The following is a 25,781-nucleotide window of genomic DNA, read 5'->3' on the forward strand; positions in this document are numbered from 1 at the left end:
TGTGCTCAGTAGACCGGCTTCTGGGGCTCGATCTGGTTGACCCAGCCGATCACACCGCCGCCGACGTGGACCGCGTCCGCGAAGCCCGCGGACTTCAGGACCGCGAGGACCTCCGCGCTGCGGACACCCGTCTTGCAGTGCAGGACGATCCTCTTGTCCTGGGGCAGGCCCTCCAGGGCGGTGCCGAGCAGGAACTCGTTCTTCGGGATCAGCTTGGCGCCCGGGATGGAGACGATCTCGTACTCGTTCGGCTCGCGGACGTCGATGATCTCGATGTTCTCGCCGTCGTCGATCCACTCCTTGAGCTGCTTGGGAGTGATCGTCGAGCCGGCGGCCGCCTGCTGGGCCTCCTCGGAGACGACGCCGCAGAAGGCCTCGTAGTCGATGAGCTCGGTGACGGTCGGGTTCTCGCCGCAGACCGCGCAGTTCGGGTCCTTGCGGACCTTGACCTGGCGGTACTGCATCTCCAGGGCGTCGTAGATCATCAGGCGGCCGACGAGGGGCTCGCCGGTGCCGGTGAGTACCTTGATGGCCTCGGTGACCTGGATGGAGCCGATGGACGCGCACAGCACGCCCAGGACGCCGCCCTCGGCGCAGGAGGGGACCATGCCCGGCGGCGGGGGCTCCGGGTAGAGGCAGCGGTAGCAGGGGCCGTACTCGGACCAGAAGACCGAGGCCTGGCCGTCGAAGCGGTAGATGGAGCCCCAGACGTACGGCTTGTTCAGCAGCACGCAGGCGTCGTTCACCAGGTAGCGGGTGGCGAAGTTGTCCGTGCCGTCGACGATCAGGTCGTACTGGCTGAAGATGTCCATCACGTTCTCGGCCTCGAGCCGCTCTTCGTGAAGGACCACGTTCACGTACGGGTTGATGCCGAGGACGGAGTCACGGGCGGACGCGGCCTTGGAGCGACCGATGTCGGCCTGGCTGTGGATGATCTGGCGCTGCAGGTTCGACTCGTCGACCTCGTCGAACTCCACGATGCCAAGGGTGCCGACGCCCGCGGCGGCCAGGTACATCAGCGCCGGCGAGCCCAGGCCGCCGGCGCCCACACACAGCACCTTGGCGTTCTTCAGCCGCTTCTGCCCGTCCATCCCGACGTCGGGGATGATCAGGTGGCGGGAGTACCTGCGGACCTCGTCTACGGTGAGCTCAGCAGCTGGCTCGACCAGGGGTGGCAGCGACACGGGGACTCCGTTGATCGGTCAATCACTACAATTGTTCTCCCTGTAACACTGCCACGGGCTTCTTCATTCCGAGACACCTGTTCCGATCCGCGAGACGATTTCGTCCCAGTAGCCGGGCATCGTCTCCCAGGGGTCCGCCCGGCCCCAGCGATCGGTCCGGTCGGTGAAGTAGATCGTGGCGGCGCCCTGCCAGCGGGCGATGCGCAGTGCCTCGTCGAGGTGGCCGAGGGGCACGCCGTGCACGAAGTGGCAGAAGCGGTCGGGCGGGTAGTCGGCGGTCCACTCGGCGACCTGGGACCAGCGGTAGTCGCTCCAGGGCCCGGCGAAGGTCACCAGCTGGTCGGCGTTCTCGGCGTAGCCCGGGTGGGGGTGGGTGCCATGGCCGAGGACGATGTGGGGGTCGTCACCTATGGAGCGGAGCGCGGCGACCGCGCGGCGGATCTCGGGCAGCGCGGTGCGTTCGGTGGGACAGCGGTCCAGCAGGAAGCCGTCGATGCGGTACCAGTCGTGGAATTGCCGGGCGTCGGTGAGCAGGTCGCCATGGGAGCGGGCGCCGTAGGTGGTGTCCAGGTGACCGAGGACGCGGACGCCCGCGTTGCGGAGCCGGCCGGCCGCCTCCAGGCAGTGCGGGTCGGGGCGGCTGCCGGGGCCGTTCGCCACGTCGAGGACGACCCAGTGCAAAGGGGTTCCGGGACGGGTGAGTTCGGCCCACTGGGCGGGGGCGAGGAGCGGGTGGGCGTAGCCGGGGATGCCGACGGCGGTGCGGACGCCGGTGGTCGCGGCGCCCGCCCGGGTGCTGGTCAGATGCGGCACGCCGCCTCCATCCAGATGTCCGCGAGGGACTCTTCGAGGTTGATGCGGGGCCGCCAGCCGAGCCGGTCGCGGGCGCAGCGCACGTCGGCCTGCTGCCAGCTGCCGCAGCCGTCCGGGTACGGGTACGCGACCGGGGCCGCGTGGTCGGGGTCCAGGCGGGGATGGCCGATGGGGCTGCGCAGCGGGGGGCCGGGCGGGCCGTCGAGTTCGTGCAGGGCGCCGCCGTATCCGGCGACCCGGGCGAGGACGGCGGCGGCGTCGCGGAGCCGGACGGCGCGGCCGGAGCCGATGTTGATGACGCCCTGGGCGGCGGAGAGCGAGGCCGCGTGGACGGCGCGGGCGACGTCGCGTACGTCGACGAAGTCGCGCTGGGCGCCGAGGCCGCCGAGTTTGAGTTCGCCGTCGCCGGACTGCATGGCGCGGCGCATGGCCTCGGCCAGGCGGCCGAGCGGTGAGCCGGCCGGGGTGCCCGGCCCCGCGGGCGAGAAGACGCGCAGGACGACGGCGTCCAGGCCGGAGCCGAGGACGAGTTCGGTGGCGGCGAGCTTGCTGACGCCGTACGGGCCGCCGGGGCGCGGCACGGCGTCCTCGGCGGTGGAGGAGCCGGGCTGGCTCGGGCCGTACTCGGAGCTGCACCCGACCTGCACCAGACGCGCGCCGCAGCCGCTGCGCCGCAGGGCCTCGCAGACGGTGGCGACGGCGACGGTGTTGTGCCGGGTGAGTTCCCGGGCGCCGCCGCGGGTGGCACCTGCGCAGTTCACGATGACGCCAGGGTGGACCGCGTCGAGGAACCGGGTGAGCGCGCCGGGGCTGCCGGTGGCGAGGTCGAAGCGGACGTCGGCGTCGTCGCCACGGCCGAGCGCGGTGAGCTGGACGGCCGGGTCGGCGAGCAGCCGGTCGGCGACGAAGCGGCCGAGGTATCCGTTGGCTCCGATCAGCAGAACCCTCATCGTGCGGCTCCCGGGCTGTGCGCTCCGGCGACTCCGGTGGCTCCGGCGTTTCCGGTGGTTCCGGACGCTCCGGGTCCGGGTCGGGAGGTGGTCATCTGGTGGTCTCCTTCAAGGGGTGGTGCGGTTGCCTCCGGCGGAGTGCCGGGCGCCTGCCGCCGGGACGGCTCGGCGAGGCGTGCGAGGACATCGGCGGCTCTGCTCACTGTGGGTCTCCCGTCGGCGCGTGGGCCGAGGCCCGGGTGAGGGTGCGGGTGGCCCGCAACAGCAGCGCCAGGGCGGCGGCGCCGCAGGCGAGGGCCGGGACGCTGCCCGCGCCCCAGTCGTCGACCAGGGCGTCGACGGGGGCGGCCAGGAAGGCGCAGCCGGGCAGCCGGCCGGCCAGGACGAGGGCCACGGCCGCCGCTTCGGTGGCGGCCGCGGCGGCGAGGGTGGGTCCCTGCGGGACGTTGTGGACGGCGAGGAGGCGGGCGAGCAGGAGGAGGGCCCCGAGGGTGAGGGCCGCCGGGTAGCCGACGGGTTCGCCGAGGGCGGCGCCGCACAGGGCGAGCAGGGCGGTGAGGGCGCCGAGGAAGAGGGCGAACGTGCCGAGCAGCAACGGCTGGACGGCGCCGGTGAACTCCTCCAGGCCCCGGCTGCCCGCGAGCCTGCGGCGGGCGCCCGCCGTGAGGAGGTGGGCGCTCCAGGCGGCCGGGGCGCAGGCCAGGGTGAGGGCGAGGACGGGGGTCGTGGTCACCGGCCAGGGGCCGTGGGCGGCGCCGGTCGGGAGTCCGTCGGGGCCGCCGTCCACGACGGCCCGCAGCAGGCCGTCGCCGAGGAGGGCGTAGGCGAGGAGCCAACAGGTCCACGCGCGCGTGCCGGTGGCGATGTGCCAGGCGGGGGTACGGGCGGGCAGGGCCAGCGGGCCGCGGCGCAGGGCCGGGCGTACGGCAAGGGCGACGGCGAGCACGCCGACGGCTGCCGCCACGAGGCGTGGACGGTCCTCGGTGAGCCGTACGCCGGTCACGGCCGCCGCGCACACGGTGCCCGGGAGGAGCGTGAGCAGCGCCCAGTCGGCGCGCACGCGGGGCGCGGGCACCGGTTCGGAGGACGGGCGCCTGTCGCCGTCGCGGGGCACGCGCGCGTAGAGCTCTTCGGCGAGCGAGAAGACGTCACGGTGCCGGAAGCGGGCGGCGGTGCGGTCGGTGACACCGTGCACTTCGAGGCCGGCCGCGATCTCCAGGGGGTCCACGGCCCGCTCGCAGAGCGCGCGGTGACGGTGCATCAGCGCCTTCACCGGGTCGGCGGCGGCTCCCTGGCGGGGGGTGGATCCGCGGCTGCCGGCGGTGTCCTTGGCCGCGGCCCGGCTGCCCGGGGAGTCCCCGCCGGGCGCCGGCGACCCGCCCCCGGGGAAGGCGTCTCCCGAGCCGGGCTCGTCCGCCCCCAGCAGCCATTCCTCCGACCGCGTGTCCCAGGCGTCGGCCGCGCCGGGCCGCCCGGGCCGGTCCAGCTCTCCCGGACCGCCGTTCACCGCGCCGCCTTCGTCGCCGTTCACAGCGCCCCCTCGGTGGCCGCGAGCGGGGTGGCCCGTACCGGGGTGGGCCGCATCGCGGCGCTCAGGGCCCAGCCGGGCCCGGCGCGATGCGCGACGCGGGCCGTGGGCCCGGTCCAGCGGCCGGGCACATGGGCCTCGGCCGGGACGGCGAACGGCAGGGGCGCGCCCGCCTGGTCGAGGACGACCCGGCGCACCGGGCAGTGCGAGACGATCTCCAGGTAAATGCCGTGAAATGCCGCGATGTTCTGCTCGACGGTGAACAGTTCGAGCGCCCGGGCGCGCGCGGCGGCCCCAAGGCGCTCACGGCGCTCGGAGTCGCGCAGCAGCGCCACGCACGCCTCCGCGAGCGCCCGCGGATTGCGCGGGGGTACGACGAGCCCGGTGCCGCCGATGACCTCCACCACGGCGCCGACGTCCGTGGAGACGGTCGCCCGGCCGCAGAACATCGCCTCGACGAGTCCCACCGGGAAGCCCTCGACGACGCTGGAGAGAACGACGACCGCGCCGGACGCGTAGGCGTCGGCGAGGGTCGGTGCCTCCGGGCCGCCTATCTCCTCGAAGGAGACCGGGTTGTCGCCGACGGCGTGCACGCCCTCGGCCTCGTCGGGGAAGAGGTGTGCGGCGAGGGCCCTGCAGTGCCCCAGATAGGCCTCGCCCTCCGGCCCCGCCGGGACGCCCACGACCCGCAGTCGCGTCTTGGGCTCCTCCTTGCGGACCTCGGCGAAGGCGTGCAGCAACGACACCAGGTCCTTGGCCGGTTCGATACGGCCGACCCACACGAGGGTGTCCGGGTCGGCGCGGTCCGGGGCCTCGCCCACCTCGGTGAAGCGGGCGGCCTCCATGCCGGGGTGCACGGTCCGGATGCGGGCGCGGTCGGCGCCGCAGCGCTCCTGCCAGCGGCGGGTGTGCGCGTTGCCCGGGGTGATGATCGCGGCGCGGCGGTAGACCTCGGCGGCGAGCCGGCCGTGGAAGGCCGCGAGCAGCGCGCGTACGGCGGGGGTGGCCACGTCGGGGCCTGAGGCGAGGTAGTGCGAGCGCAGCCGCATGCCGTACTCGGTGACCAGCAGCGGCACGCCGGAGAAGTGCCCGGCGAGCAGGCCGGCCAGAGCGGCGGGGCCGCCGGCGGTGGCATGGCAGAGGTCCGCCGCGCCGAGGCCGTCGTCGCCGTACCAGTCCAGGGAGAGGGGGCGCAGGGCGCGTTCGAGGTGGGCGGCGACGGCGAGCAGATCGGGCACGCGTGCCTCGCGTGCCGTACCGAGTGCGCCGGGCGCGCGGCAGGCGCGCTCCAGTGCGCGCACGGCGGTGTCGGAGCGGAGCGCACCGACCAGTCCGCCCTCGTCACGGGCGAGTTCGGCGAGTCCGTGGAGCGCGCTGCCGAAACGGTCCGCCAGAGAACCGGGCCCGGCACCGGAGCCGTCCGCAGCACCTGGGCCCTCCGCGCCGGTCGAGCCGTGCGAGTCCGCCGTGCCGTTCGGTCCCGGGCCGGCACACAGCACCGCCGCGAGCTCGCCGTAGATGTCGGCGAAGCGCCGGCGCGCGCGCCGTCCGTACGTGACCCCGTCCTCCTCGGCGGTCCACAGGGGAGCCGTCCGTGCCCGGCTGACGTGCGGCGGCAGCGGCAGCCAGCCCTCGTCCTCCTGACGCCGGGTGCGGCTGAGCGCGTAGAGGTCGAACTCGTGCCGCCCGAGCCCGCGCACGAGCCGGTCGCACCAGAGCCTGGCGTCACCGCTCACATACGGATAGCCACCCTCCGTAACCAGTCCGATGCGCACGCGTGCACCCCCGATCGATCTCCCGTATGGGGAGCCACCGTCGCTCGGTGGCTCGCAGCGGGACGAACGTATGCGGACAAGGCGGTGGCGCGATGGACGGTTGTCCATCGCGCCACCAAAAGGGGTGAACGGTCGTAACTTTCCCGTGCAGGTCGCGTTCGGTCGCGCTAAGCAGTCGCCCGGAGCCGGAACGTCACGCCCGGATCCGCGTCCAGATCTGCGGAAACGTCACGCCGACGCCAGTTCCCGGCGCGCCGCCCGCCGCCGGGCCGCGGCCTCCGGGTCGAGGGCGGGCACGGCGGCCAGGAGCTGCCTGGTGTACGGGTCCTGCGGGTTGTCGTAGACCGCGTCGGCGGGCCCGGTCTCGACGATCCGGCCGCGGCGCATGACCGCGACCCGGTCGCTGACCTGGCGCACGACGGCGAGGTCGTGGGCGACGAAGACGAGCGCGAGCCCGAGTTCGCGCTGGAGTTCGCCGAGCAGGGCGACGACCTGGGCCTGGGTGGTGACGTCCAGCGCGGAGACCGGCTCGTCGCAGACGATGACACGCGGGTCGGCCGCGAGCGCCCGCGCGATGCCCACGCGCTGGCGCTGGCCGCCACTGAACTCGTGCGGATAGCGCTGGTAGTGCGCCTCTTCGAGCCCCACGCGCTCCAGCAGTTCTGTGACGCGCTCCCGGATGCGCCCCTCGTCGCGTTCCCCCCGCGCACGCAGCGGGTCGGCGATCGACTCGCCGACGCTGCGCCGCGGGTTGAGGGATGACACCGGGTCCTGGAAGACCATCTGGACGGCCGGGTGCACGCCCACGCGCGCGTGCCCGTCGTAACGGACCTCCCCCGCCGTCGGCTCCAGCAGTCCGACCAGCATCCGGCCGAGGGTGGTCTTGCCACTGCCGCTCTCGCCGACGACGCCGAGGGTCTCGCCCCGGTGCACGGTCAGCGACACGTCGTCCACGGCCGCGAACGCCCGCTTGCCGCGCCCGAACTCGCGCCGCAGGCCGGACGCCTCCAGGACGACCTCCTCGGACGCCTGCGAGGGTGCGCGCACCGCGTCCACGCGCGGGACGGCGGAGAGCAGTTCCCGGGTGTACGGCTGCGCGGGCGCGCCGAGCACGCCGGCGACCGGACCCTGTTCGACCAGGCGCCCGTGCCGCATGACGAGCACCTGGTCGACGCTCTCGGCGGCGACGCCCACGTCGTGGGTGACGAGCAGCAGGCCCATGCCGGTCTCCTCGCGCAGGGTGTGCAGCAGGTCGAGGATCTGGGCCTGGACGGTCACGTCGAGGGCGGTGGTGGGCTCGTCGGCGATGAGCAGCTCGGGCTCGCAGGCGAGCGCCATGGCGATCAGCGCGCGCTGGCGCATGCCGCCGCTGAACTCGTGCGGGCGGGACCGGGACCGGCGCCGCGCGTCCGGGATGCCGACCCGGTCGAGCACCTCCACGGCACGCGCGCGTGCGGCTCGCCGTGACCCGCGCGTGTGCACGCGGTACACCTCGGCGATCTGGTCGCCGATCGCGTAGTACGGGTCGAGGGACGACAGCGGGTCCTGGAAGACCATCGCCGCCTTCGCACCGCGCAGCCGCCGCAGTTCGCCGTCGGAGGCGGTCTGTACGTCGGTACCGGCGACCTCGATCGCCCCGCCGAGCCGCGCCCCGGTGCCGTGGTGCAGGCCCAGCAGCGCCGAGGCGACCGTGGACTTGCCGGAGCCGGACTCGCCGACCAGGGCGAGGGCGGCGCCGCGCTCCAGGGCGAACGACAGCCCGTCCACGGCCCGTAGGTCGCCGAACTCGACGGTCAGATCAGTGACTTGGACGAGACTCACGTCAGTACCACCCGTCGGTCGGCCACCGCGTACAGCACGTCCGCGACGGCGTTGGCGAGGACCACGAAGAAGCCGACGACGAGGACCACGCCGACGACGACGGGCAGGTCGACCACGCTGACGGCGTGCACGAGTTCCTGGCCGAGGCCGGGCAGTCCGAACAGCGTCTCGGTGAGCACGGCGCCGCCGACGGCCGAGCCGAAGTTGTTGGCGTTCAGCGCGATGACCGGCGCCAGCGCCCCGCGCAGGGCGTGCCGCCCGACGATCGACCGCTCGCTCACGCCGTACGCGCGGAAGGTGCGGATGTGGTCCTCGGCCAGGGTCTCCAGCATCGACGCGCGGGTCATCCGGGCGAACGCGGCGGACTCGATGAGGGCGAGGGAGAGCCAGGGCAGCAGCAGGTTCCACGCCCACTGTTCGGGATCGTCGGTGAACTTCACGTACTGCGGGAAGGGCAGCAGTTGCAGTTCGCCGCAGACGACGATCATCAGGACCAGGCCGATGACGAAGACCGGCGTGGCCCAGCCCGCCAGCGTGAGGCCGGTCAGCACCCGCTCGGTGAGCCGGCCGCGCCGCCACACGGAGAGCACGCCCGTGCCGACGCCCAGGACCAGCCACAGCACCATCGCGCCGAACACCAGCGAGAGGCTGACCGGAAGCCTGGTCAGGATGATGCTCAGGACCTGCTGGTCGGTCTGGTAGGACAGGCCGAGGCAGGGCGCGGAGCAGTGCTCCACGGAGGTGCCGGTGGAGTAGTCCTGGCCGACGACCAGGCCCTGGAGGAAGTGCCAGTAGCGCACGTACAGGGGGTCGTCGAGATGCAGTTGCTGGGCGACCTGGTGCACCTGCTCCGGGGAGCAGCGCGGGCCGCAGGTGATCTGGGCGACGTTGCCCGGGGTGACGTAGAAGACGACGTAGACGATCACCGAGATGGCGAGCAGGGTCGCCAGGGTGCCGATGGTGCGGCGGAGCAGGAAGCCGCCGAAGCCGTTCACGCGGATTCCTCCTTCGCCGTCGTCACGGCCTCGCGCCTGCGGCCGGTGCCGACGCCGAGCCGGGAGGCGGCGCGCGGGTCCAGGGCGGTGCGGACGCCGTCGCCGAGGACGGTCATCGCGAGGACGGTCACGAACAGCGCGCCGGCCGGCAGGAGCAGGTACTGCGGGGCCGCCTGGTACCAGACGTCGGCGGCGGTGAGCATCTGGCCCCAGGAGGGCGTCGGCGGCTTCACCCCGATGCCGAGGAAGGACAGGGCCGCCTCGGCGCTGATGTTGACCGGGATGAGGATCGAGGCGTACGTGATGACCGGCGCGGCGAGGCCGGGCAGCAGTTCGCGGCGGGCGATGCGCCAGGCACCCCAGCCGCTGAGCCGCGCGGCGGCGACGTAGTCGAGCCCCTTCAGGGTGAGCGTCTGGGCGCGCACGATCTTCGCGATGTTGCCCCAGGAGATGAGCCCGATGACGAGGGTGACCAGGACGGGCCGGGGGAAGCTCTGCGGCACGATCGCGAGCAGCGCCAGCGACATGACCATCAGGGGCAGCGCGACGAAGATGTCCGTGATCCGGCTCAACAGTTGATCAATCCATCCACCGCCGAGCGCGGCCGCCACCCCGACGAGCAGTCCGAGGAAGACCTGGATCACGGTCGCCGAGAACGCGACGCCCAGGGAGACCCGGGCCCCGTACACCAGCCGCGCGAACAGGTCACGCCCTGTCTGCGGCTCCACGCCCAGCCAGTGGTGGCCGGAGATGCCGCCGAGGGAGCCGGTCGGCACGCCGCCGCGCGCGGAGTCGATGAGCGACGGGTGGTAGGTGGTCGGATCCTGGCCCTCCAGTGCGGTGAGCAGTGGCGCGGCGAGCGCGACCAGGACGAGCAGCGCGACGATCCCCGCCGCGACCGTGGCGGCCCGCTGCGTCCGCAGCCGCCGCCAGAACCGACGAGCCCCCGAAGCCCCCGAGGCGGACGCCTCGGGGGCCTGGGTGGCGACAAGTGCCTCGCTCACGGCGCTACTTCACCGCGACCTGGGAGATGTCCAGGACACCGGTCCAGTCGCTGATCACGACGTTCTTGATGTCCTTGCCGACGAGCCGCTTGTAGACCGGGTGGAACAGCGGCACGGTCAGGGCCTGCGCGCCGATCTTCTTGTCCAGTGCACCCCACCGCTGGGCGGCCGCGTCAAGGTCGGTCAACTTGTTGATCGCGTCAATCTCGGCATTGACCGAAGCATCGTTGAGCTGGGACGCGTTGAAGTTCGCGCCGTCCTTGACGATCTGTCGGCCGTCGAAGATCGGGGCGAGGAAGGGACCGCCGGAGGGCCAGTCGGCACCCCACGCGGCGAGGAAGAAGCCCGGCTCGGTCTTCACGCTGTGGACCGTGTCGGAGTAGTTGTTGTCCTCCAGGCCCTGGAGCTTGACCGTGATGCCGGCCTTCTTGAGGGCGTCCTGGATCGCGGTGGCGATCTCGGGGCTCGTCTTGAAGTTGTCGGCGTTGTCGTGGGTCAGCGTGATCGTGAGCCCGTTCGGGTAACCGGCCTCCTTCAGCAGCTCCTTGGCCTTGGCCGCGTTCCCGGTGTCACCCGCCGGGAAGAGGTCGTACGGCGTGTAGCCGAAGGACTTCTGGTTCGGCAGGAAGGTGGTCGCGGGCTCGGCGAGGGCGCTGCCGCCCGCCGCGTTGATCACGGACGACCGGTCGACGGCGTACGAGATCGCCTGCCGCACCTTGGGGTTGTCGAACGGCTTGACCTTCGGGTTGAACGCTATGTAGTTCGTGTAGCCGAAGTGGCCGGTGCCGACGCGCGCGGCGAGTTCCTTGTCGCCCGTCACCTTGGCGAGTTCGGCCGGGCCGAGGTTGGTGTCCGTCGTCACGGCGGCCGCGTCCGTCCCCTGGGACGCCGACAGCCGCTGGTTGATCACGGACGAGTCGAGGCCGGACTGCACGTCGATCTTGTCCGGGTACGCCTTGCGCTGGTCGTCGACGGCCGCGGACCAGTACTTGTTCCGCTCCAGGATCAGGTGCTCACCGTCGTTCTCGTTCTTCACGACCTTGTAGGGGCCGGACGAGACCGGGTGTTCCTCGTACTTGGTGCCGGTGTCCTTGGCCTGCGGGACCGGCGTGAACTGCGTCTGCGTGGCCAGGAACGGGAACTCGCCCTCGGGCTTGTTCAGGTGGAAGACGATGGTGCGGTCGTCCGGCGTCTCGATCGCCGACAGCCCCTTCTTGTCCTTGTACGGCCCCTGGTAGTCGGCGGCGCCGACCAACCAGTCCCGCAGGTAGGGGGCGCCGCCGGAGAGCTCGGGGGCGAAGGAGCGCTCGATGCCGTACTTGATGTCGGCGGACGTGATCGCGGTGCCGTCCTCGTACTTGAGGCCCTTCTTCAGGGTGTACGTCCACACGGTCGCGTTCTCGCTGGCGCGCCCGGTGTCGGTGGCCAGGTCGGGGACGACCTTGGTGCCGGCGGCGCCGTCCGCGCGGTTGCGGGTGGTGAGCGTACGGAAGACCAGGGAGGGCACGTTGCCGCCGCCGGAGGTGTACAGGCGGGCCGGGTCGAAGTCCGTCTGCGGGTCGGAGTTCAGGACGGTGAGCGTGCCGCCCTTGTGCGGCGTGGAGTCGCCACTGGAGCCGTTGGCATCGTTGTCCTTCGGCCCGCAGGCGGCGGCGCCCGCTGCCACGACCAGGGCAAGCGAAACGTACGCCGCGCGGGCGCTGGTTACGGACGGGTGACGCATCGGAATGACGACCTCTCGGAAGGCGAGTCTCGATTGGCGAGACAGATTGACGAGGAGTGAGACGAAAGTGAACAGACGTCTGCCCCGGCGTCAGGTCGTCGAAAGAGCCGCGACCCAGGTCACGGCAACAGAAGGAGATCGCGACGCGAACGCCTGAGGGCGGGCGTCAGCGACAGTGGATGTCGGCCACGCAGAGCGCGGTCACGCCGATGAGCGCCAGCTCGATGGCGGCGCGCGCGGAGGCGTGAAGGGACGACATGCCCAGAAATATGTACGAACTTTCTGCGCATGTCAATGTGATGTATGAGCCACCTGTCAACTCTTGGGGTAAGGCCACGGATTGGGCAGACAGTGGATTCCGTCATGGTCGAGGAACTTCGTCTGCTGCTGCATGACCGGCGCCAGCTCACCGTCCTTCTCGCAGGTCACATGGCCGTAGCCGAGCCGGTGGCCGACCTCGTGGTTGATCAGCATCTGCCGGTAGGCGTGGATCTTGTCGCCGTACGTCTTGCTGCCCTGGGCCCACCTGTACGCGTTGATCATGACGCGTTCCGTGGAGGCCGAGTCGCAGGACACGTTGTCCTCGGTCGTGTCGAGGCCGGACTTGGCGCACCACTTGGCGGTGGTGCCGGGGCTGGCGAGCGTGATCACGAAGTCGGGCTCGCCGGAGGAGACGCGCTCGAAGGTACGGGCGCCGTCGTGGGCCCAGCTGCGGTCGTCGTTGAGTGTCTTCTGCACGGCCTCGGCGAACAGTTTCCCGTCCAGCCCCAGCCCCTGCTCCACGTCGACGCGGTAGGTGTACTTCCGCCCCTTGCCCGGCGCCTTCGCGCTTCCGGGCACGGTGGTGAACTTCCCGGACCCGGCCAGCTTGGCGCTGAGCGGGTACTTCTCGCCCATCGCCTGCTCGTACGAGAGCGTCGCCACGCTCGGTGAGGCGGAGACGGAGGCGGACGGCGTCGTACGGCTGTTTCCGCGCGAGGCGGCGCCGTCGGTGGCCCGCGTCCCGCCCGCGGCCGACTGCGACCGTACGGCACTGCCGTCGCGGCCGTCGACGACCTGCCCGGCGACGATCACCGCGAGCACGGTGGTGACGGCGGCGGCCGCGATCCCGGTGAAGGCCCGGCCCTTGCCGCCCTTGGACTGGGCGGCCGGTTCGCCGGTGGGCGGCGCGTCGTCATCGCCGTCGTCCGTCCCGGACGGGAGCGGTGACGCGTGCGGGTCGGAGAAGGGCGGATACGTTTCCGCACGCTGGGCGCCGATGCCGGGGCGGGGCGCGAAGACGTCGACGTCCTCGCCGAAAGCGTCGACGTAGTCCTGCCGGGGCCCACCGGGCCCGCTCCGCCGCTGCCGCGGTATCGACACACCGGCAGCACCGGCCGCCCCCGCAACACCGGCCTGCCCGCCCAACTCGCCCCAGCCACCGCCCGCTTCACGCTGTTGGGGGTGACCGCCACGGACCCGGGGGACGCCGTGAGCCGGAGTCCCGTCGGGGAGGCGGGGGACGCCATGCGCGGGGGTGCCGTCCGGGAAACGGGGAACGCCGTGAGCCGGGGTCCCGTCCGGGAAGCGCGGGACGCCATGAGCCGGGGTCCCGTCCGAGTAGCGAGGCACGCCCTGGGCAGGCGTGCCGTCCGCGAACCGGGGCGGCCCGCCCGCGGGTGTTCCGTCGGCCGGACGTGGCACCGTCGCGCCGGCAGGCCCGCGATCCCCGTCTCCCGGGCCCTGCTTCCGGGCCGCACGTACGTCCGCTATGTCCGCATCGTCACCTTTGGGTGCCGGGCCGCGGCGGCTGTGGCGTCCCACTCGCCCCTCAGCTCCCCGCGCCCGGCGCGACCGGTCGGCCGCCGATGGTCCCGGCAGCCGGTCCGTCGGCCAACCCGTCGGCAGACGCGAGAAGTTCACGGAACGCCCCGGCCACCGCCTCCGGGTACTCCATCATCGCCACGTGCCCGGCGTCCGGCATGGACAGCAGCCGGGAGTGGCGGAAGCTGCGCGCGGCCTTCTGGGCCATGCGGTAGCCCACGAGCTGGTCGCGGCCGCCGTAGATCAGCAGGGTCGGGGCGAGGACGCGCTCGGCCTGGCGCCAGAGCCCGTGCTGGCCGCCCAGCGTGTAGGCGTTGACGATCCCGCGCGCGGACCGCGCCATCGCGTCCCAGAAGTACGGCAGCCGCAGCCGCCGCTCCAGCTCCTCCACCGCGTGCTCGAACGCCTCGGGCGTCACCCGGCCGGGATCGCCGTAGCAGAGGGCCAGGACGCCCCGTACCCGCTGTTCGGCGGTCCACTTGCCGGTCGTGCGGGTGAGGAGCCCGGCGACGCCGGGGAGGCCGAGGATGACCGTCGGCATGGCCGTGCGCTGCACGCGCAGCTCGGGCAGGGCCGGCGAGACGAGCGTGAGGGTGCGGACGAGGTCCGGGCGGACGGCGGCGACGCGGGTGGCGACCGCACCGCCGAGGGAGTTGCCGAAGAGGTGGACGGGGCCGCGGCCGACCGCGTCGAGATAGCGGATGACCACGCGCGCGTGCCCGGTGACGGAGTAGTCCCCGTCGTCCGGCGGCGGCGAGTCGCCGAAGCCCGGCAGGTCGACCGCCTCGCCGTCCACGACGCCTTCGAGCCGCTCCATCAGATCCGACCAGTTCTGCGAGGAGCCGCCGAGCCCGTGGATGTACAGCGCGGGCGGCAGGCCCGCGCGCGCGGGCGGCCGCGAACGGACCGAGAGGGTGACACCGGGCAGCCCCACCGACCGCAGCCGCTCGCCCTCCGCGACTCTGACTGCCGCAGCCCCGGAGAGCACGCTGGTGGGCGGCACGGAGGGCAGCTCGGTCGAAGACATGGGCCAATGTTACGAGACGATCACACAGTGATTCATGTGTTCGCCGTCACAGGACCAGCCGGGCGAGCCGCGTACGAGCCACGCACCGGCCGGGGTGAAGGCCACCGGCCGTCCGGAGCGAACGGCCCTGGAGGCATAGCGTCCGCATCCGGTGTCTCCTACGCTCGTACACAGGGCACCCGTTTGTGGCCCCCTGCTTCCGCAGGGATGTTCGAAGGAAGGGAGCCCACCATGGCCCATGACCCCACCGACCCCGACGTGCTCGACGATCTGGAGGCGGAGGACGCCCCGGAGATCGGTGTCGAGGCTCCCGAGGGCGACTCAGCCGAGCAGCACACGGACGTCACACCGTCCCACGACGACCCGCTCACCGGTGACCCGGGCCGCGCGAACGAGGCCGATCTCATCGAACAGGCACGCGTGGTCTCCCTCGACGAGGAGGACTACCGCTGACCGGAACCGGCCTCCGGCGGGCCCACCTGGCCTGTCCGTATTTCCCGGTGCGGCTTTCGCCGTCGTCCGGTACGTGAAATTCTGCGCTCGCACATCGCACAGCACGGTTACCGAAAAGTACGATGGCCGCGCGGAGCGATCCGCATGTGGACGACTTTGGGAGGCGCGGCGTGACAGCCATCGAGCAGACAGAGGCGGCACGCCCGCGGGGCACTCGCCTGCCGCGCCGTGCCCGACGGAACCAGTTGCTGGGCGCCGCCCAGGAAGTATTCGTCGCGCAGGGGTACCACGCGGCCGCGATGGACGACATCGCCGAGCGTGCCGGCGTCAGCAAGCCGGTCCTCTACCAGCACTTCCCGGGCAAGCTCGACCTCTACCTGGCCCTGCTGGACCAGCACTGCGAAGCGCTGATCCAGGCGGTGCGCGGCGCGCTCGCGTCGACGACCGACAACAAGCAGCGGGTCCGGGCAACCATGGACGCGTACTTCGCGTACGTCGAGGACGACGGCGGGGCCTTCCGCCTGGTCTTCGAGTCCGACCTGACGAACGAGCCCGCGGTGCGCGAGCGCGTCGACAAGGTCACCACCCAGTGCGCCGAGGCGATCTGCGAGGTCATCGCCGAGGACACCGGCCTGCCGAGCGCCGAGTCGATGCTGCTGGCCTCGGGCCTCGGCGGACTCGCCCAGGTGGTGGCGCGGTCCTGGCTGCACAGCGACCGCAGCGTCCCGCGCGACCAGGCGGTACAGCTGCTGACCTCGCTGGCGTGGCGGGGCATCGCCGGCTTCCCGCTGCACGGGATCGACTCCCACCACTGACGGATGCGCTGACGGACCCGCACGGCATTCCCGTTCGCTGTTCGCTCCTGGCGTGCACGCCCGCAGCGTGTACGTCCCCTCACCGGGCTAATGTGTGCAGCGTACGGCGCGGAAGGTCGCGCACTTAACTGACCGTCGGAGGGACATAGCCGTGGAGGTCAAGATCGGCGTGCAGCACGCGCCCCGCGAGATCGTGCTGGAGAGCGGTCTGAACGCCGAGGAGGTCGAGCGTCTCGTCGCCGACGCGCTGGCCGGCAAGTCGCAGGTGCTGTCCCTGGAGGACGAGCGCGGCCGCAAGGTCCTGGTCCCGACGGACCGGCTGGCGTACATCGAGCTCGGTGAGCCGACCGTGCGCAAGGTCGGCTTCAGCGCGGTCTGACCACAGCAGCACGGAGGGGCCGGGTGGACGTGTGTCCACCCGGCCCCTCCGCGTGTCGGCCCTCCATATCTGACCCACAAGTCGTCCACAGGGGAGGATTGCATTCCGCAGGTCACGGGTATGACGGGCTACGACCGTGAAGCGCCGGCCGGCCGTGGGAGGGACCCACTCGTGATGCTCCTGGAAGTCCTAGGATCCGCTCTGCTCGGCCTGGCCTTGTCGTGGGCCGCGACCAGCCGCCTGTCCCACCGGCTCCCGGCCCGCCCCCTGGTGTTCTCCACGGGTGTCGCGGGAGCCCTCTTCGGCGACTTCGTCACCCACAGCGCACTCGGCCCCGGCGCGGTCCTGGTCACTCTCCTGGGCGCGGCGATCGTCTCGGCGGCCTCCCTGTCACTGCTGCTCCGCCCGGCGGGCCGCCGACTCCGCCGACGATCGATCCCGGCGTAGCCGAACTTCTCAGCCGTCCTGAGCTGCAGCGCCCCTGAAAGGGGCGCGGGGAACTGCGCGACCAGCCCCCACCGGCTGAAGGCCGCGCACCCCCGGGAACCACCCCCCTCAGAGCGCTACGCCGCCAGCCCCAACGCAGCCATCCGCTTGGTGTGCGCCTCCGTGATCCGCGAGAACATCCGCCCCACCTCGGCGAGATCGAACCCGTCGGCCACGCCCCCGACCAACATGGTCGACAGCGCGTCCCGGTCGGCCACCACCCGCTGCGACTGCGACAGCGCCTCACCCATCAACCGCCGCGCCCACAAAGCCAGTCGGCCGCCCACCCGGGGGTCGGCGTCGATGGCCGCCCGTACCTTCTCCACCGCGAACCCGGCATGCCCGGTGTCGTCGAGGACGGCCAGCACCAACTCGCGCGTGTCGGAGTCGAGGCGGGCCGCGACCTCCCGGTAGAAGTCACTGGCGATCGAGTCGCCGACATACGCCTTGACCAGGCCCTCCAGCCAGTCCGACGGCGCCGTCTGCCGGTGGAAGCCGTCGAGGGCCGCGACGAACGGCTCCATCGCCTGCGTCGCGTCCTCGCCGATCTCCGTCAGCCGGTCGCGCAGCCGCTCGAAGTGGTGGAACTCGGCCGAGGCCATCTTCGCCAGCTCGGCCTTGTCCGCCAGCGAGGGCGCCAGCTTGGCGTCCTCCGCGAGCCGCTCGAACGCCGCGAGCTCGCCGTACGCGAGCGCACCGAGCAGGTCCACGACCGCGGCACGGTAGTGCGGGTCGGCAGCCGCCTGCGCCCAGTCCTGGGCGGCGACACCGGTCGGTTCGGCGGAAGCGGTCTCAGGCTTGTCAGAGCTCGTCATGAAGCGCACAATAGCCCGCCCGCCGCGCACGGGAAGCCCTGGGGAACCCCCGGGGAAGTCCCGGAAGACCGTGGGAAGTCTCCGCGAAGCCCCTGGTCAACCACTGTGACTACCACGACGTGACCAAATCGGCCATCGCATGTGCACGATTCCGGGGTATGGTGGTAATGCGCCTGCTGGTACGCCGTCGATTTTCGACGTACCTCGACAGGCCGCACGTATGAGGATGCCCGGTCGGTGGCCCGATCGGCTCCGACCCGACAGCCCTCCCGGTCCGTACGGCACTGTGCGTACGACGAGCGGAGGGACACACCCTCAGCGGTACGAGCGCTAGAGCGTCGGCAGAGGTCCCGTGCACTACGGCGTGCCCCCCACGGCCCGCACGTAAGGCAGCCGACGTCCCCCGGCACGGTCCGTCAAAGACCCCCGCGCTCGCCTCGCGCCGCGCCACACAGAAGAGGCAGCACCCTGACTACGACGTTTCGTGAACTCGGAATCCTTCCCGAGACCGCCGAGGCCCTGGAAGCCGTCGGCATCATCAACCCCTTCCCCATCCAGGAGATGACACTCCCGGTCGCCCTGTCCGGCACCGATGTCATCGGCCAGGCCAAGACCGGCACCGGCAAGACCCTCGGCTTCGGTCTGCCGCTCCTGGAGCGCGTCACCGTCCCCGCCGACGTGGAGGCCGGCCGCGCCGCCCCCGAGGCCCTCACCGAGGCCCCCCAGGCGCTCGTCGTCGTCCCCACGCGCGAGCTCTGCACCCAGGTCACCAACGACCTGCTGACGGCCGGCAAGGTCCGTAACGTACGCGTTCTCGCCATCTACGGCGGCCGCGCCTACGAGCCGCAGGTCGAGGCCCTGAAGAAGGGCGTCGACGTGGTCGTCGGCACCCCTGGCCGTCTGCTCGACCTCGCGGGCCAGAAGAAGCTCAACCTCAAGCACATCAAGTCACTCGTCCTCGACGAGGCCGACGAGATGCTCGACCTGGGCTTCCTGCCCGACGTCGAGAAGATCATCGCCATGCTTCCGGCCAAGCGTCAGACCATGCTGTTCTCGGCGACCATGCCGGGCGCGGTCATCGGCCTCGCGCGCCGGTACATGAGCCAGCCCACCCACATCCGCGCCACCGCGCCGGACGACGAGGGCGCGACCGTCGCGAACATCGCGCAGTTCGTCTACCGCGCGCACTCCATGGACAAGCCGGAGATGATCGCGCGCATACTGCAGGCCGAGGGCCGCGGACTCGCGATGATCTTCTGCCGCACCAAGCGCACCGCCGCCGACATCGCCGACCAGCTCCAGCACCGCGGTTTCGCCTCCGGCGCCGTCCACGGCGACCTGGGCCAGGGCGCCCGCGAGCAGGCGCTGCGCGCGTTCCGCAACGGCAAGGTGGACGTCCTCGTCTGCACCGACGTCGCCGCGCGCGGCATCGACGTCGAGGGCGTGACGCACGTCATCAACTACCAGTCCCCCGAGGACGAGAAGACGTACCTGCACCGGGTCGGCCGTACCGGCCGCGCGGGCGCGTCGGGTACGGCGATCACCTTCGTCGACTGGGACGACATCCCGCGCTGGCAGCTCATCAACAAGGCGCTGGACCTGAAGTTCCCCGAGCCGGTGGAGACGTACTCGACCTCCCCGCACTTCTTCGAGGACCTCAAGATCCCCGCGGGCACCAAGGGTGTCCTGCCGCGCTCGGAGCGCACCCGCGCCGGGCTGGCGGCGGAGGAAGTGGAGGACCTGGGCGAGACCGGCGGTCGCGGTGGCCGCGGTCGCGGTGGCCGGGGCGGTCGCCCTGAGCCCCGCGCCGAGGCCCGTACCGAGGAGCGCGAGCGTCCGGCCCGCACCCCGCGCCGCCGCCGTCGCACCCGTGGCGGTACGGCCCTGGAGCAGGCATCCGGTACGGCGTCCACGGCGCCGGCCGCCGAGTCCGTGTCGCCCGTCTCCGCCGACGACGCCGTCGCGGCGTCGGAGCCGACGGGCACCCGGACCCCGCGCCGCCGTCGCCGTACGCGCAACGGGGCAGCGCAGGAGCCGGTGGCGGCCGCCGCTCCGGTGACCGTGACGCCGGAGGCCGTCGTCGAGACGGTCGAGGCCGTGGTCGAACCGGCCGCGCCCGAGCAGCCGCGCCGCCGGCGCACCCGCAGGTCCGCGGAGACCGCGCCGGTCGCGGAGGCGACGACGCCGGTGACCGAGGCTCCGGAGGCCGAAGAGGCGCCGGCAGCCCCCGTACGTCGCCGGACCCGCAATACGGCCGAGGCTCCGGAGGCAGCCGCCCCCGCGGCGGCCGTCGAGGCGGTCGAAACCGTGGCCGAGCCGAAGCCGCGCCGCACGCGGAAGACGGCTGCCGCCGCCGAGACCGCGGTGGACACCGCCGAAGCCGCCGAGGCCAAGCCCCGCCGCACCCGCAAGACGGCCGCACCCGCCGCCGCCGACACGGAGACGACCGAGGCAGCCGCCGAGGCCAAGCCCCGCCGGACCCGGAAGACGGCAGCAGCCGCCGAAGCCGCGGTGGACACCGCCGAGACCGTCGAGGCCAAGCCCCGCCGGACCCGCAAGGCGGCAGCAGCCGCCGAGACCGCGGTGGACACCGCCGAGGGCACTGAGGCGAAGCCCCGCCGCACCCGCAAGACGACCGCACCCGCCGCCGACACGGAGACGGCCGAGGCAGCCACCGAGGCCAAGCCCCGCCGGACCCGGAAGACGGCAGCAGCCGCCGAAGCCGCGGTGGACACCGCCGAGGGCACGGAGGCCAAGCCGCGCCGCACCCGCAAGACGGCAGCACCCGCCGCCGACACGGAGACGGCCGAGGCGGTCGCCGAGGCGAAGCCCCGCCGGACCCGGAAGACGGCCGCGGCCGCCCCGGAGAAGGCCGCCGAGGCCGAAGCCGAGGCCGCGCCCAAGCCGCGCCGGACCCGGAAGGCGGCCGAGGCCGCCGTCGACACCGCCGAAGGCACCGAGGTCAAGCCCCGCCGCACCCGCAAGACGACGGCAGCCGCCGCCACCGCGGAGATCCCGGCGCAGGCCACCGAGGAGCCGGCGGCCAAGCCGAGGCGACGCACCACCCGCAAGGCCACCGAGGCCGTCGAGACCGTCGGATCCGCCGAGGCGGCCGACGCGGAGGCGAAGCCGAAGGCCCGCCGGACCCGGAAGGCCACCGCCGCGGCCCCCGAGGCCTGAGCCCGTCACGACGGCCCGGACCACCCCGTGTGGTCCGGGCCGTCGGCGTTTCCGCATCACCCGCCCCACCCGGCTTCACCCCCCACCCCGCCTGCCCCTGCTTCACCCCACCCCTCCCGACCTCACGCGACCTCACGCGCCGCGGGTCGCCGCCCACTCCCCGGCGCAGGGATGCGCCCACCGGCTCCCGGTCGGTGACCCCGCTCCGGATACCCTCTCCCCCATGAGCAGGCCTCCTACCTTCGTCCCGCCCGCCGGTGCCCGTGCGTATGCGCTCGCCACCGACCGGGGTGAGTTCGCCGTCGTCGACGCGCCCGTGGCCGCCGGGGTCGAGCCGAGGGGGGTCGCGCTGTTGCTGCCCGGGTTCACCGGGAGCAAGGAGGACTTCAACCTGCTGCACGAGGCACTGGGCCGGCGCGGTTACCGGACGGTCGCCGTGGACGGGCGCGGGCAGTTCGAGTCGAACGGGCCTGTGGAAGACGAATCGGCGTACGCCCAGGAGGAGTTGGCGCGGGACGTGCTCGCGCAGGCGGCGGCGGTCGGCGCGGGCCGGCCGGTGCATCTGCTGGGGCACTCCCTCGGCGGTCAGATCGCGCGGGCCGCCGTGCTCCTCGACCGCACACCGTTCCGCTCGCTGACCCTGATGGCCTCGGGCCCGGCGCAGATCTCCTCCTCCCAGCAGCAGCGCGTGAAGCTGCTGCGGGACGCGCTCGCCGTGATGTCGATGGCCGAGGTGTGGGACGCCATGCAGGCCATGGAGGCACCGGAGGAGCTGGAGGAACCGGACGCGCCGGCGGAGGGCTTGGAGGACGGCGAGGATCTGCGGCGCCGCTGGCTGGGCAACAAGCCGGCGCAACTCATCGCCACCGGACGCCAGTTGTGCACCGAGCCGGACCGCGTCGCGGAACTCGCCGCCGTACCGCTGCCGTTCCACGTCCTGTCGGGCGCCCGGGACGACACCTGGCCGGTGCCGCTGCTGGACGACATGGCGCTGCGGCTGCGCGCACACCGGACGGTCATCGAGGGGGCGGAGCACTCGCCCAACACCGACCGGCCGGCCGCCACCGCCGAGGCGATAGCCGCCTTCTGGGACAGCACCGGCCCCGCGGACCAGAACCACAACCAGGGCTAGTACTGCGTCTGGAGGTGTTCCCAGAAGCCGTCCCGCAGGGCGCGGCGCAGGTCGGCCTGGCCGCGCAGGGAGTACTGGAGCATCCCCTCGGCCTCGACGAGGAGGTCCTGGTCGACGGATCCCGGCAGGTAGGGGTGGCCGGGCAGCAGCTCGACGAGCGCCTCACGCCCCCGCGAGGACAGCCACTTCGCGGCGATCTGCGCACCGACGAAACGGACGTCCTCGCGGGTGGGTCTGGTGGTGCCGGCCTCGTAGGCGGGGGCGGTGCGTCGGGAGACGTACGGCTTGAAGAATTCGAGGTCGAGGGTGCGCTGGCTGTCGACCTCCCAGAGCAGCGGCTCGGCCTGGTTGCGGCCTTCGGGAGCCTCGATGCCCCACAGGTGGACGCGGGCGCCGTACCCCTGGGCGGCCTCGACCGCGGAGACCAGGTCCTCGTCGCCGCCGAGCAGGGCCGCGTCGCTGATGGCACGGTGCCGGGCGAGTGACTCCAGGTCGGTGCGGATCAGGGAGTCGACGCCCTTCTGCTGGTTGTTGGCGTTGAGGTTGCCGAGGCGGACCTTCACGTCGGGCAGTTCGGCGATGGTCTGCTGCTCGGCGGTGTGGATGCGGCGGCGGGCCCCGTCGTACCAGTAGACGCGCAGCAGCCGGCTGTCGGCGAAGATCTGGCGCGCCTTGTCGATGAGCGCCTCGATCAGCCCTTCGGCGTCGAGGTCGAAGGCGCGACGGTCCTCCGTCCCGGCGACGAGCCGGCCCGTGGCCGCGTAGAGGTACCCCGCGTCGACGAAGATCGCATGGGTCGAGGGCGTCTTCGCCACTTCGGCGAGCATGCGGGTGAGCAGCTCGTTCGTGCGGTCGATACGGGCCTGGAGGGCGGCGAGGTCGTCGTTCATCGCCTCCATTGTCCCGGCGGTCACGCTGCGAACACAACCGGTCCCGGTCAGTCTCCTTGAGACTTGTACCGGTCGGTAATTAGACGTTCGAAAAATTTCTTTAGCGTAGGGAATGTTTGTAACACGCAAGCCGTTGACTCCTACGGAACACGACGACGAAGGGAGAAGCCATGCGCTTCGAAATCATGCGACTCGACGAGGTCGACGGCACCACCGTGGACAGCACTGTCGTGGACGCCGCCTCCGTCAGCAGGATCGTGCAGCAGGCCGCCGCCGTGGGGCAGCGCCTGTGGATCCGACCGGCCGAGACCCAGGCTTCGTAACGAGGCTTCGTAACGGGGCTTCGCAGCACGACGACGCGATACGAGAGACGAGCAGCAACCACACCGACGACACGCGGAACACCGCACAGTCTTCAGAGCCCCCGTACGGCACCGACGCCGTACGGGGGCTCTGCGTTCGGAGCTCTGTGTACCCGCGTGTACCCGCGCCCCCTACCCGCCCTTGATCACCTGGGTGACGCCGTTGATGATCTGCTGCACGGCGATCGCGGAGAGCATCATGCCCGCGAGCCGTGTCACCAGGACCACGCCGCCGTCCTTGATGACCCGGATGATCAGCAGCGAGTAGCGCATCACCAGCCACAGCACGACATGGATGGCGAGGATCGCGGTCCACACGGACACCTGCATGGCCACGCTGTCGGCCTTCTGCACGGCGAGGATGACCGACACGATCGCACCGGGACCGGCCAGCAGCGGCATGCCCAGCGGTACCAGCGCCACGTTGACGTCCTTGGTCTGCTTCGGCTCGTCGTTCTTGCCGGTGAGCAGGTCCAGGGCGATGAGCAGGAGCAGCAGCCCGCCCGCGATCATCAGCGCGGGCACGGAGACGTGCAGGTAGTCCAGGATCTGGTGCCCCAGCAGCCCGAAGACCGTGATCACGCCGCCGGCCACGCACACGGCCTGGAAGGCCATCCGCTTCTGCACCTTGCCGGGCCGGCCGGCGGTGAGGGCGAGGAAGATCGGGGTGATCCCGGGGGGATCCATGATGACGAACAGGGTCAGGAAGAGGGAGCCGAAGACGGCGAGATCGAACATGGTGGTGCCACAGGCCTTGCGGGAGTGAGGGACTTGGACGGGCGAGGGCCGAGCCTCAGAGTCCGCCGGTCCCCGGGACGGGAAACGCACCGGTCGCCCGGCGCGTGATCTCGCCGTACACCTCGGGGTCGGTGGTGTACTCGCCCAGCGTCACGGTCTTGCGGCTGCCGTGATAGTCGGACGACCCCGTGACCAGCAGCCCCAGTTCCCCGGCGAGACCCCGCAGCCGGGTGCGCGCGTCCTCGTCGTGGTCCATGTGGTCGACCTCGATGCCGTCGAGGCCGGCCGCGGCCATCTCGGCGATCGCCGACTCGGGCACCGTACGCCCGCGCTTGGCGGCCGCGGGGTGCGCGAACACGCACACTCCGCCGGCACCCTTGACCAGCCGGATCGCCTCGAAGGGGTCGGTCTCGTGCTTCTCCACGAAGGCCCGGCCGCCGTCGGCCAGCCACTCCTGCGTGAAGGCGTCGCTCACGGTCGGTACGACGCCGAGCTCGACGAGCGCGGAGGCGACATGCGGCCGCCCGACCGAGCCGTCCCCGGCGATCCGCTTCACCTGCTCCCAGGTGACCGGCACCCCCAGCGCGTTCAGCTTGGCGATCATGCCCTGGGCGCGCGGCACCCGGTCGTCCCGGACCAGCTCGCGCTCGGCGAGCAGACCGGGCTCCTCGGGGTCGAAGAGGTAGGCCAGCATGTGCATGGAGACGCCGTCGACACGGCAGGACAGCTCGGCCCCGGTGACCAGGGTGAGCCCCTCGGGCAGCGCGGCGATCGCCTCGGCGTACCCGCGAGTCGTGTCGTGATCGGTCAGCGCGACGACGTCAAGACCGGCAGCGGCGGCGTTGCGCACCAGCTCGGCCGGGGTGTCCGTACCGTCGGACGCGGTGGAGTGGCAGTGCAGATCGATGCGCACGACACAGACTCCAACGGGACGGACGGAACGGAAGGGAACGCGTCAAGGATAACGGCCGACAGAGGGTGCCCTGTCACACCCGAAAGCGGGCGGCGCCCCATACAGGCACGGCACAGGTCCCACCCAGGGGCGCGGGGAACTGCGCGACCAGCCACAGCCAACCCGCAGTCGCGCACCGGCCTACACCCCACCCCTCTTGGGCGTCACGGCTCCAGCAACCGCGGCGACAACGCCCCGCAGGGCACCAGGTCCAGCTCCGCCCCCGCGTCCCGCAGGTCGGTCAGCACCAACTCGTCGTACATCAGCAGACCCGTCTGCTCGGGCCACACCACGATCCAGAGCCACAGCCCCCGCGCCTCGCCCAAGAAGACGGCCCTGTCGTCCGGCGCCCCGGAGACATGCCACAGCGGCGCCGGCCGCCCCGCCGCCAGCACCTTCGCCTGCGGTGGCTTCTCCACGTTCATCGACGGCCCGGGGTCCGGCCCGTCGATCCCCGCGTACCGGGCTCCGAGGCCGACGCCCAGCTCCTCGGCGACCAGGATCATCTCCCCTATGCCGCCGAGCGGCGCGGGTCCGGAGCAGGCGACGGCGGTCGCGCGCCCGCCGCTGCGGTCGTCACCGGCGCACGCCACACCCGTGAACAGCCAGCCGACCGGCAGCGGCCAGGGCATCCACACCGGAACCTGGGTGCGGTGCACCACCACGCCGAGGGCCTCGACGCTGGGCGGGATCACGGGCTGTACCGGATGCACGGTCCCGTGCACATCGCACTGCCAGGTGTCGGCGAAGAGTCCGGGAGCCCTGACCCGGCCACCACACTTCGGGCAACTGGGTTCGCCCCTCATAGGGCCCCACGGTCCTACCCGGAATCGTCCACGTCAAGGACGATCACCCGTCCGGAGGGACCCGTTCACCGAGGGGAACTAGATGCATCTTGCATTAATTAGCTGCCCTAACTTACTATATGCATACGCCAACTAAATCCGTCTGAGCGG

At 72.2% G+C, this 25,781-nt stretch carries 24 protein-coding genes; 7 read left to right on the plus strand and 17 right to left on the minus strand.

Annotated elements, in window-relative coordinates:
- Positions 1-5: 5 nt before the first annotated feature.
- The 12 genes from moeZ to KVT45_RS38395 all read right to left on the minus strand — a co-directional run bounded on the left by moeZ (position 6) and on the right by KVT45_RS38395 (position 14,623).
- Positions 6-1,184 (minus strand): adenylyltransferase/sulfurtransferase MoeZ, encoded by a 1,179-nt coding sequence (moeZ, locus tag KVT45_RS38345; protein ID WP_217553809.1) that lies wholly within the window; start codon positions 1,182-1,184, stop codon positions 6-8.
- 63 nt (positions 1,185-1,247) lie between these two features.
- Positions 1,248-1,997 carry a spherulation-specific family 4 protein gene (locus tag KVT45_RS38350; protein WP_217553810.1) on the minus strand — a complete coding sequence of 250 codons (750 nt, stop codon included), beginning with the start codon at positions 1,995-1,997 and terminating at the stop codon, positions 1,248-1,250.
- A complete protein-coding gene (locus KVT45_RS38355; protein WP_089098906.1) occupies positions 1,985-2,947 on the minus strand; it encodes an NAD(P)-dependent oxidoreductase in 963 nt (320 codons plus the stop codon). Before KVT45_RS38355 ends, KVT45_RS38350 begins: the two co-directional genes overlap by 13 nt.
- Positions 2,948-3,146: 199 nt before the next feature.
- The gene (locus KVT45_RS38360) at positions 3,147-4,478 is read right to left on the minus strand and encodes a hypothetical protein (RefSeq protein WP_308310994.1); all 1,332 of its coding nucleotides are present in this window, start codon (positions 4,476-4,478) and stop codon (positions 3,147-3,149) included.
- Positions 4,475-6,250 (minus strand): DUF3492 domain-containing protein, encoded by a 1,776-nt coding sequence (locus KVT45_RS38365; protein WP_308310995.1) that lies wholly within the window; start codon positions 6,248-6,250, stop codon positions 4,475-4,477. Before KVT45_RS38365 ends, KVT45_RS38360 begins: the two co-directional genes overlap by 4 nt.
- Positions 6,251-6,478: 228 nt before the next feature.
- The gene (locus KVT45_RS38370; protein ID WP_217553812.1) at positions 6,479-8,071 is read right to left on the minus strand and encodes an ABC transporter ATP-binding protein; all 1,593 of its coding nucleotides are present in this window, start codon (positions 8,069-8,071) and stop codon (positions 6,479-6,481) included.
- On the minus strand, positions 8,068-9,066 hold the full coding sequence (locus tag KVT45_RS38375) for an ABC transporter permease (RefSeq protein WP_217553813.1): 999 nt from the start codon (positions 9,064-9,066) through the stop codon (positions 8,068-8,070). Before KVT45_RS38375 ends, KVT45_RS38370 begins: the two co-directional genes overlap by 4 nt.
- The gene (locus tag KVT45_RS38380) at positions 9,063-10,070 is read right to left on the minus strand and encodes an ABC transporter permease (protein WP_217553814.1); all 1,008 of its coding nucleotides are present in this window, start codon (positions 10,068-10,070) and stop codon (positions 9,063-9,065) included. The genes KVT45_RS38375 and KVT45_RS38380 overlap by 4 nt, the downstream gene beginning before the upstream one ends.
- A gap of 4 nt (positions 10,071-10,074) precedes the next feature.
- Positions 10,075-11,793: an ABC transporter substrate-binding protein gene (locus KVT45_RS38385; protein ID WP_217553815.1), complete on the minus strand. Its 1,719-nt coding sequence runs from the start codon at positions 11,791-11,793 to the stop codon at positions 10,075-10,077.
- A 166-nt stretch (positions 11,794-11,959) separates the two neighbouring features.
- Positions 11,960-12,052, minus strand: a complete 93-nt coding sequence (locus KVT45_RS58520) for an Ms4533A family Cys-rich leader peptide (protein WP_351321593.1) — start codon at positions 12,050-12,052, stop codon at positions 11,960-11,962.
- Positions 12,053-12,108: 56 nt separating this feature from the next.
- A complete protein-coding gene (locus tag KVT45_RS38390; RefSeq protein ID WP_217553816.1) occupies positions 12,109-13,596 on the minus strand; it encodes a DUF3152 domain-containing protein in 1,488 nt (495 codons plus the stop codon).
- 7 nt (positions 13,597-13,603) lie between these two features.
- On the minus strand, positions 13,604-14,623 hold the full coding sequence (locus KVT45_RS38395) for an alpha/beta fold hydrolase (RefSeq protein WP_217553817.1): 1,020 nt from the start codon (positions 14,621-14,623) through the stop codon (positions 13,604-13,606).
- Between the two features lie 231 nt (positions 14,624-14,854).
- On the opposite strand from KVT45_RS38395, the gene KVT45_RS38400 reads away from it, so the two are divergent.
- From KVT45_RS38400 to KVT45_RS38415, 4 genes are all read left to right on the plus strand, one after another.
- Positions 14,855-15,076: a hypothetical protein gene (locus KVT45_RS38400; protein WP_089098914.1), complete on the plus strand. Its 222-nt coding sequence runs from the start codon at positions 14,855-14,857 to the stop codon at positions 15,074-15,076.
- 170 nt (positions 15,077-15,246) lie between these two features.
- Entirely contained in the window at positions 15,247-15,891 is a 645-nt protein-coding gene (locus KVT45_RS38405; RefSeq protein ID WP_089098915.1) for a TetR/AcrR family transcriptional regulator, read from the plus strand.
- Between the two features lie 151 nt (positions 15,892-16,042).
- Complete coding sequence (locus tag KVT45_RS38410; RefSeq protein ID WP_046730492.1) at positions 16,043-16,270, plus strand: DUF3107 domain-containing protein; 228 nt, start codon at positions 16,043-16,045, stop codon at positions 16,268-16,270.
- Between the two features lie 174 nt (positions 16,271-16,444).
- A complete protein-coding gene (locus KVT45_RS38415) occupies positions 16,445-16,717 on the plus strand; it encodes a hypothetical protein (protein WP_089098916.1) in 273 nt (90 codons plus the stop codon).
- A gap of 116 nt (positions 16,718-16,833) precedes the next feature.
- Here the strand turns inward: KVT45_RS38415 and KVT45_RS38420 are convergent, their stop codons facing one another.
- Positions 16,834-17,580 (minus strand): ferritin-like fold-containing protein, encoded by a 747-nt coding sequence (locus KVT45_RS38420; protein ID WP_217553818.1) that lies wholly within the window; start codon positions 17,578-17,580, stop codon positions 16,834-16,836.
- 552 nt (positions 17,581-18,132) lie between these two features.
- Here KVT45_RS38420 and KVT45_RS38425 point away from each other — a divergent pair.
- Together KVT45_RS38425 and KVT45_RS38430 are read left to right on the plus strand one after the other, a co-directional pair.
- Positions 18,133-20,751 (plus strand): DEAD/DEAH box helicase, encoded by a 2,619-nt coding sequence (locus tag KVT45_RS38425; protein WP_254647969.1) that lies wholly within the window; start codon positions 18,133-18,135, stop codon positions 20,749-20,751.
- 223 nt (positions 20,752-20,974) lie between these two features.
- A complete protein-coding gene (locus KVT45_RS38430) occupies positions 20,975-21,883 on the plus strand; it encodes an alpha/beta fold hydrolase (RefSeq protein WP_217553819.1) in 909 nt (302 codons plus the stop codon).
- Here KVT45_RS38430 and KVT45_RS38435 read toward each other — a convergent pair.
- Positions 21,880-22,782: an NYN domain-containing protein gene (locus KVT45_RS38435; protein ID WP_217553887.1), complete on the minus strand. Its 903-nt coding sequence runs from the start codon at positions 22,780-22,782 to the stop codon at positions 21,880-21,882. The genes KVT45_RS38430 and KVT45_RS38435 overlap by 4 nt on opposite strands.
- 161 nt (positions 22,783-22,943) lie before the next feature.
- Here KVT45_RS38435 and KVT45_RS38440 point away from each other — a divergent pair, with 161 nt between their 5' ends.
- Positions 22,944-23,096 (plus strand): hypothetical protein, encoded by a 153-nt coding sequence (locus KVT45_RS38440; protein WP_089098921.1) that lies wholly within the window; start codon positions 22,944-22,946, stop codon positions 23,094-23,096.
- Between the two features lie 171 nt (positions 23,097-23,267).
- On the opposite strand, the gene KVT45_RS38445 is transcribed toward KVT45_RS38440, so the two are convergent.
- The 3 genes from KVT45_RS38445 to KVT45_RS38455 form a co-directional block, all read right to left on the minus strand.
- On the minus strand, positions 23,268-23,873 hold the full coding sequence (locus KVT45_RS38445) for a MarC family protein (RefSeq protein WP_089098922.1): 606 nt from the start codon (positions 23,871-23,873) through the stop codon (positions 23,268-23,270).
- A 55-nt stretch (positions 23,874-23,928) separates the two neighbouring features.
- Positions 23,929-24,786: a PHP domain-containing protein gene (locus tag KVT45_RS38450; protein ID WP_217553820.1), complete on the minus strand. Its 858-nt coding sequence runs from the start codon at positions 24,784-24,786 to the stop codon at positions 23,929-23,931.
- Positions 24,787-24,989: 203 nt separating this feature from the next.
- Positions 24,990-25,631, minus strand: a complete 642-nt coding sequence (locus KVT45_RS38455) for a DUF6758 family protein (RefSeq protein ID WP_217553821.1) — start codon at positions 25,629-25,631, stop codon at positions 24,990-24,992.
- Positions 25,632-25,781: the final 150 nt, after the last annotated feature.

The organism is Streptomyces sp. GbtcB6, from assembly GCF_019091475.1.
Taxonomy (GTDB): domain Bacteria; phylum Actinomycetota; class Actinomycetes; order Streptomycetales; family Streptomycetaceae; genus Streptomyces; species Streptomyces hyaluromycini.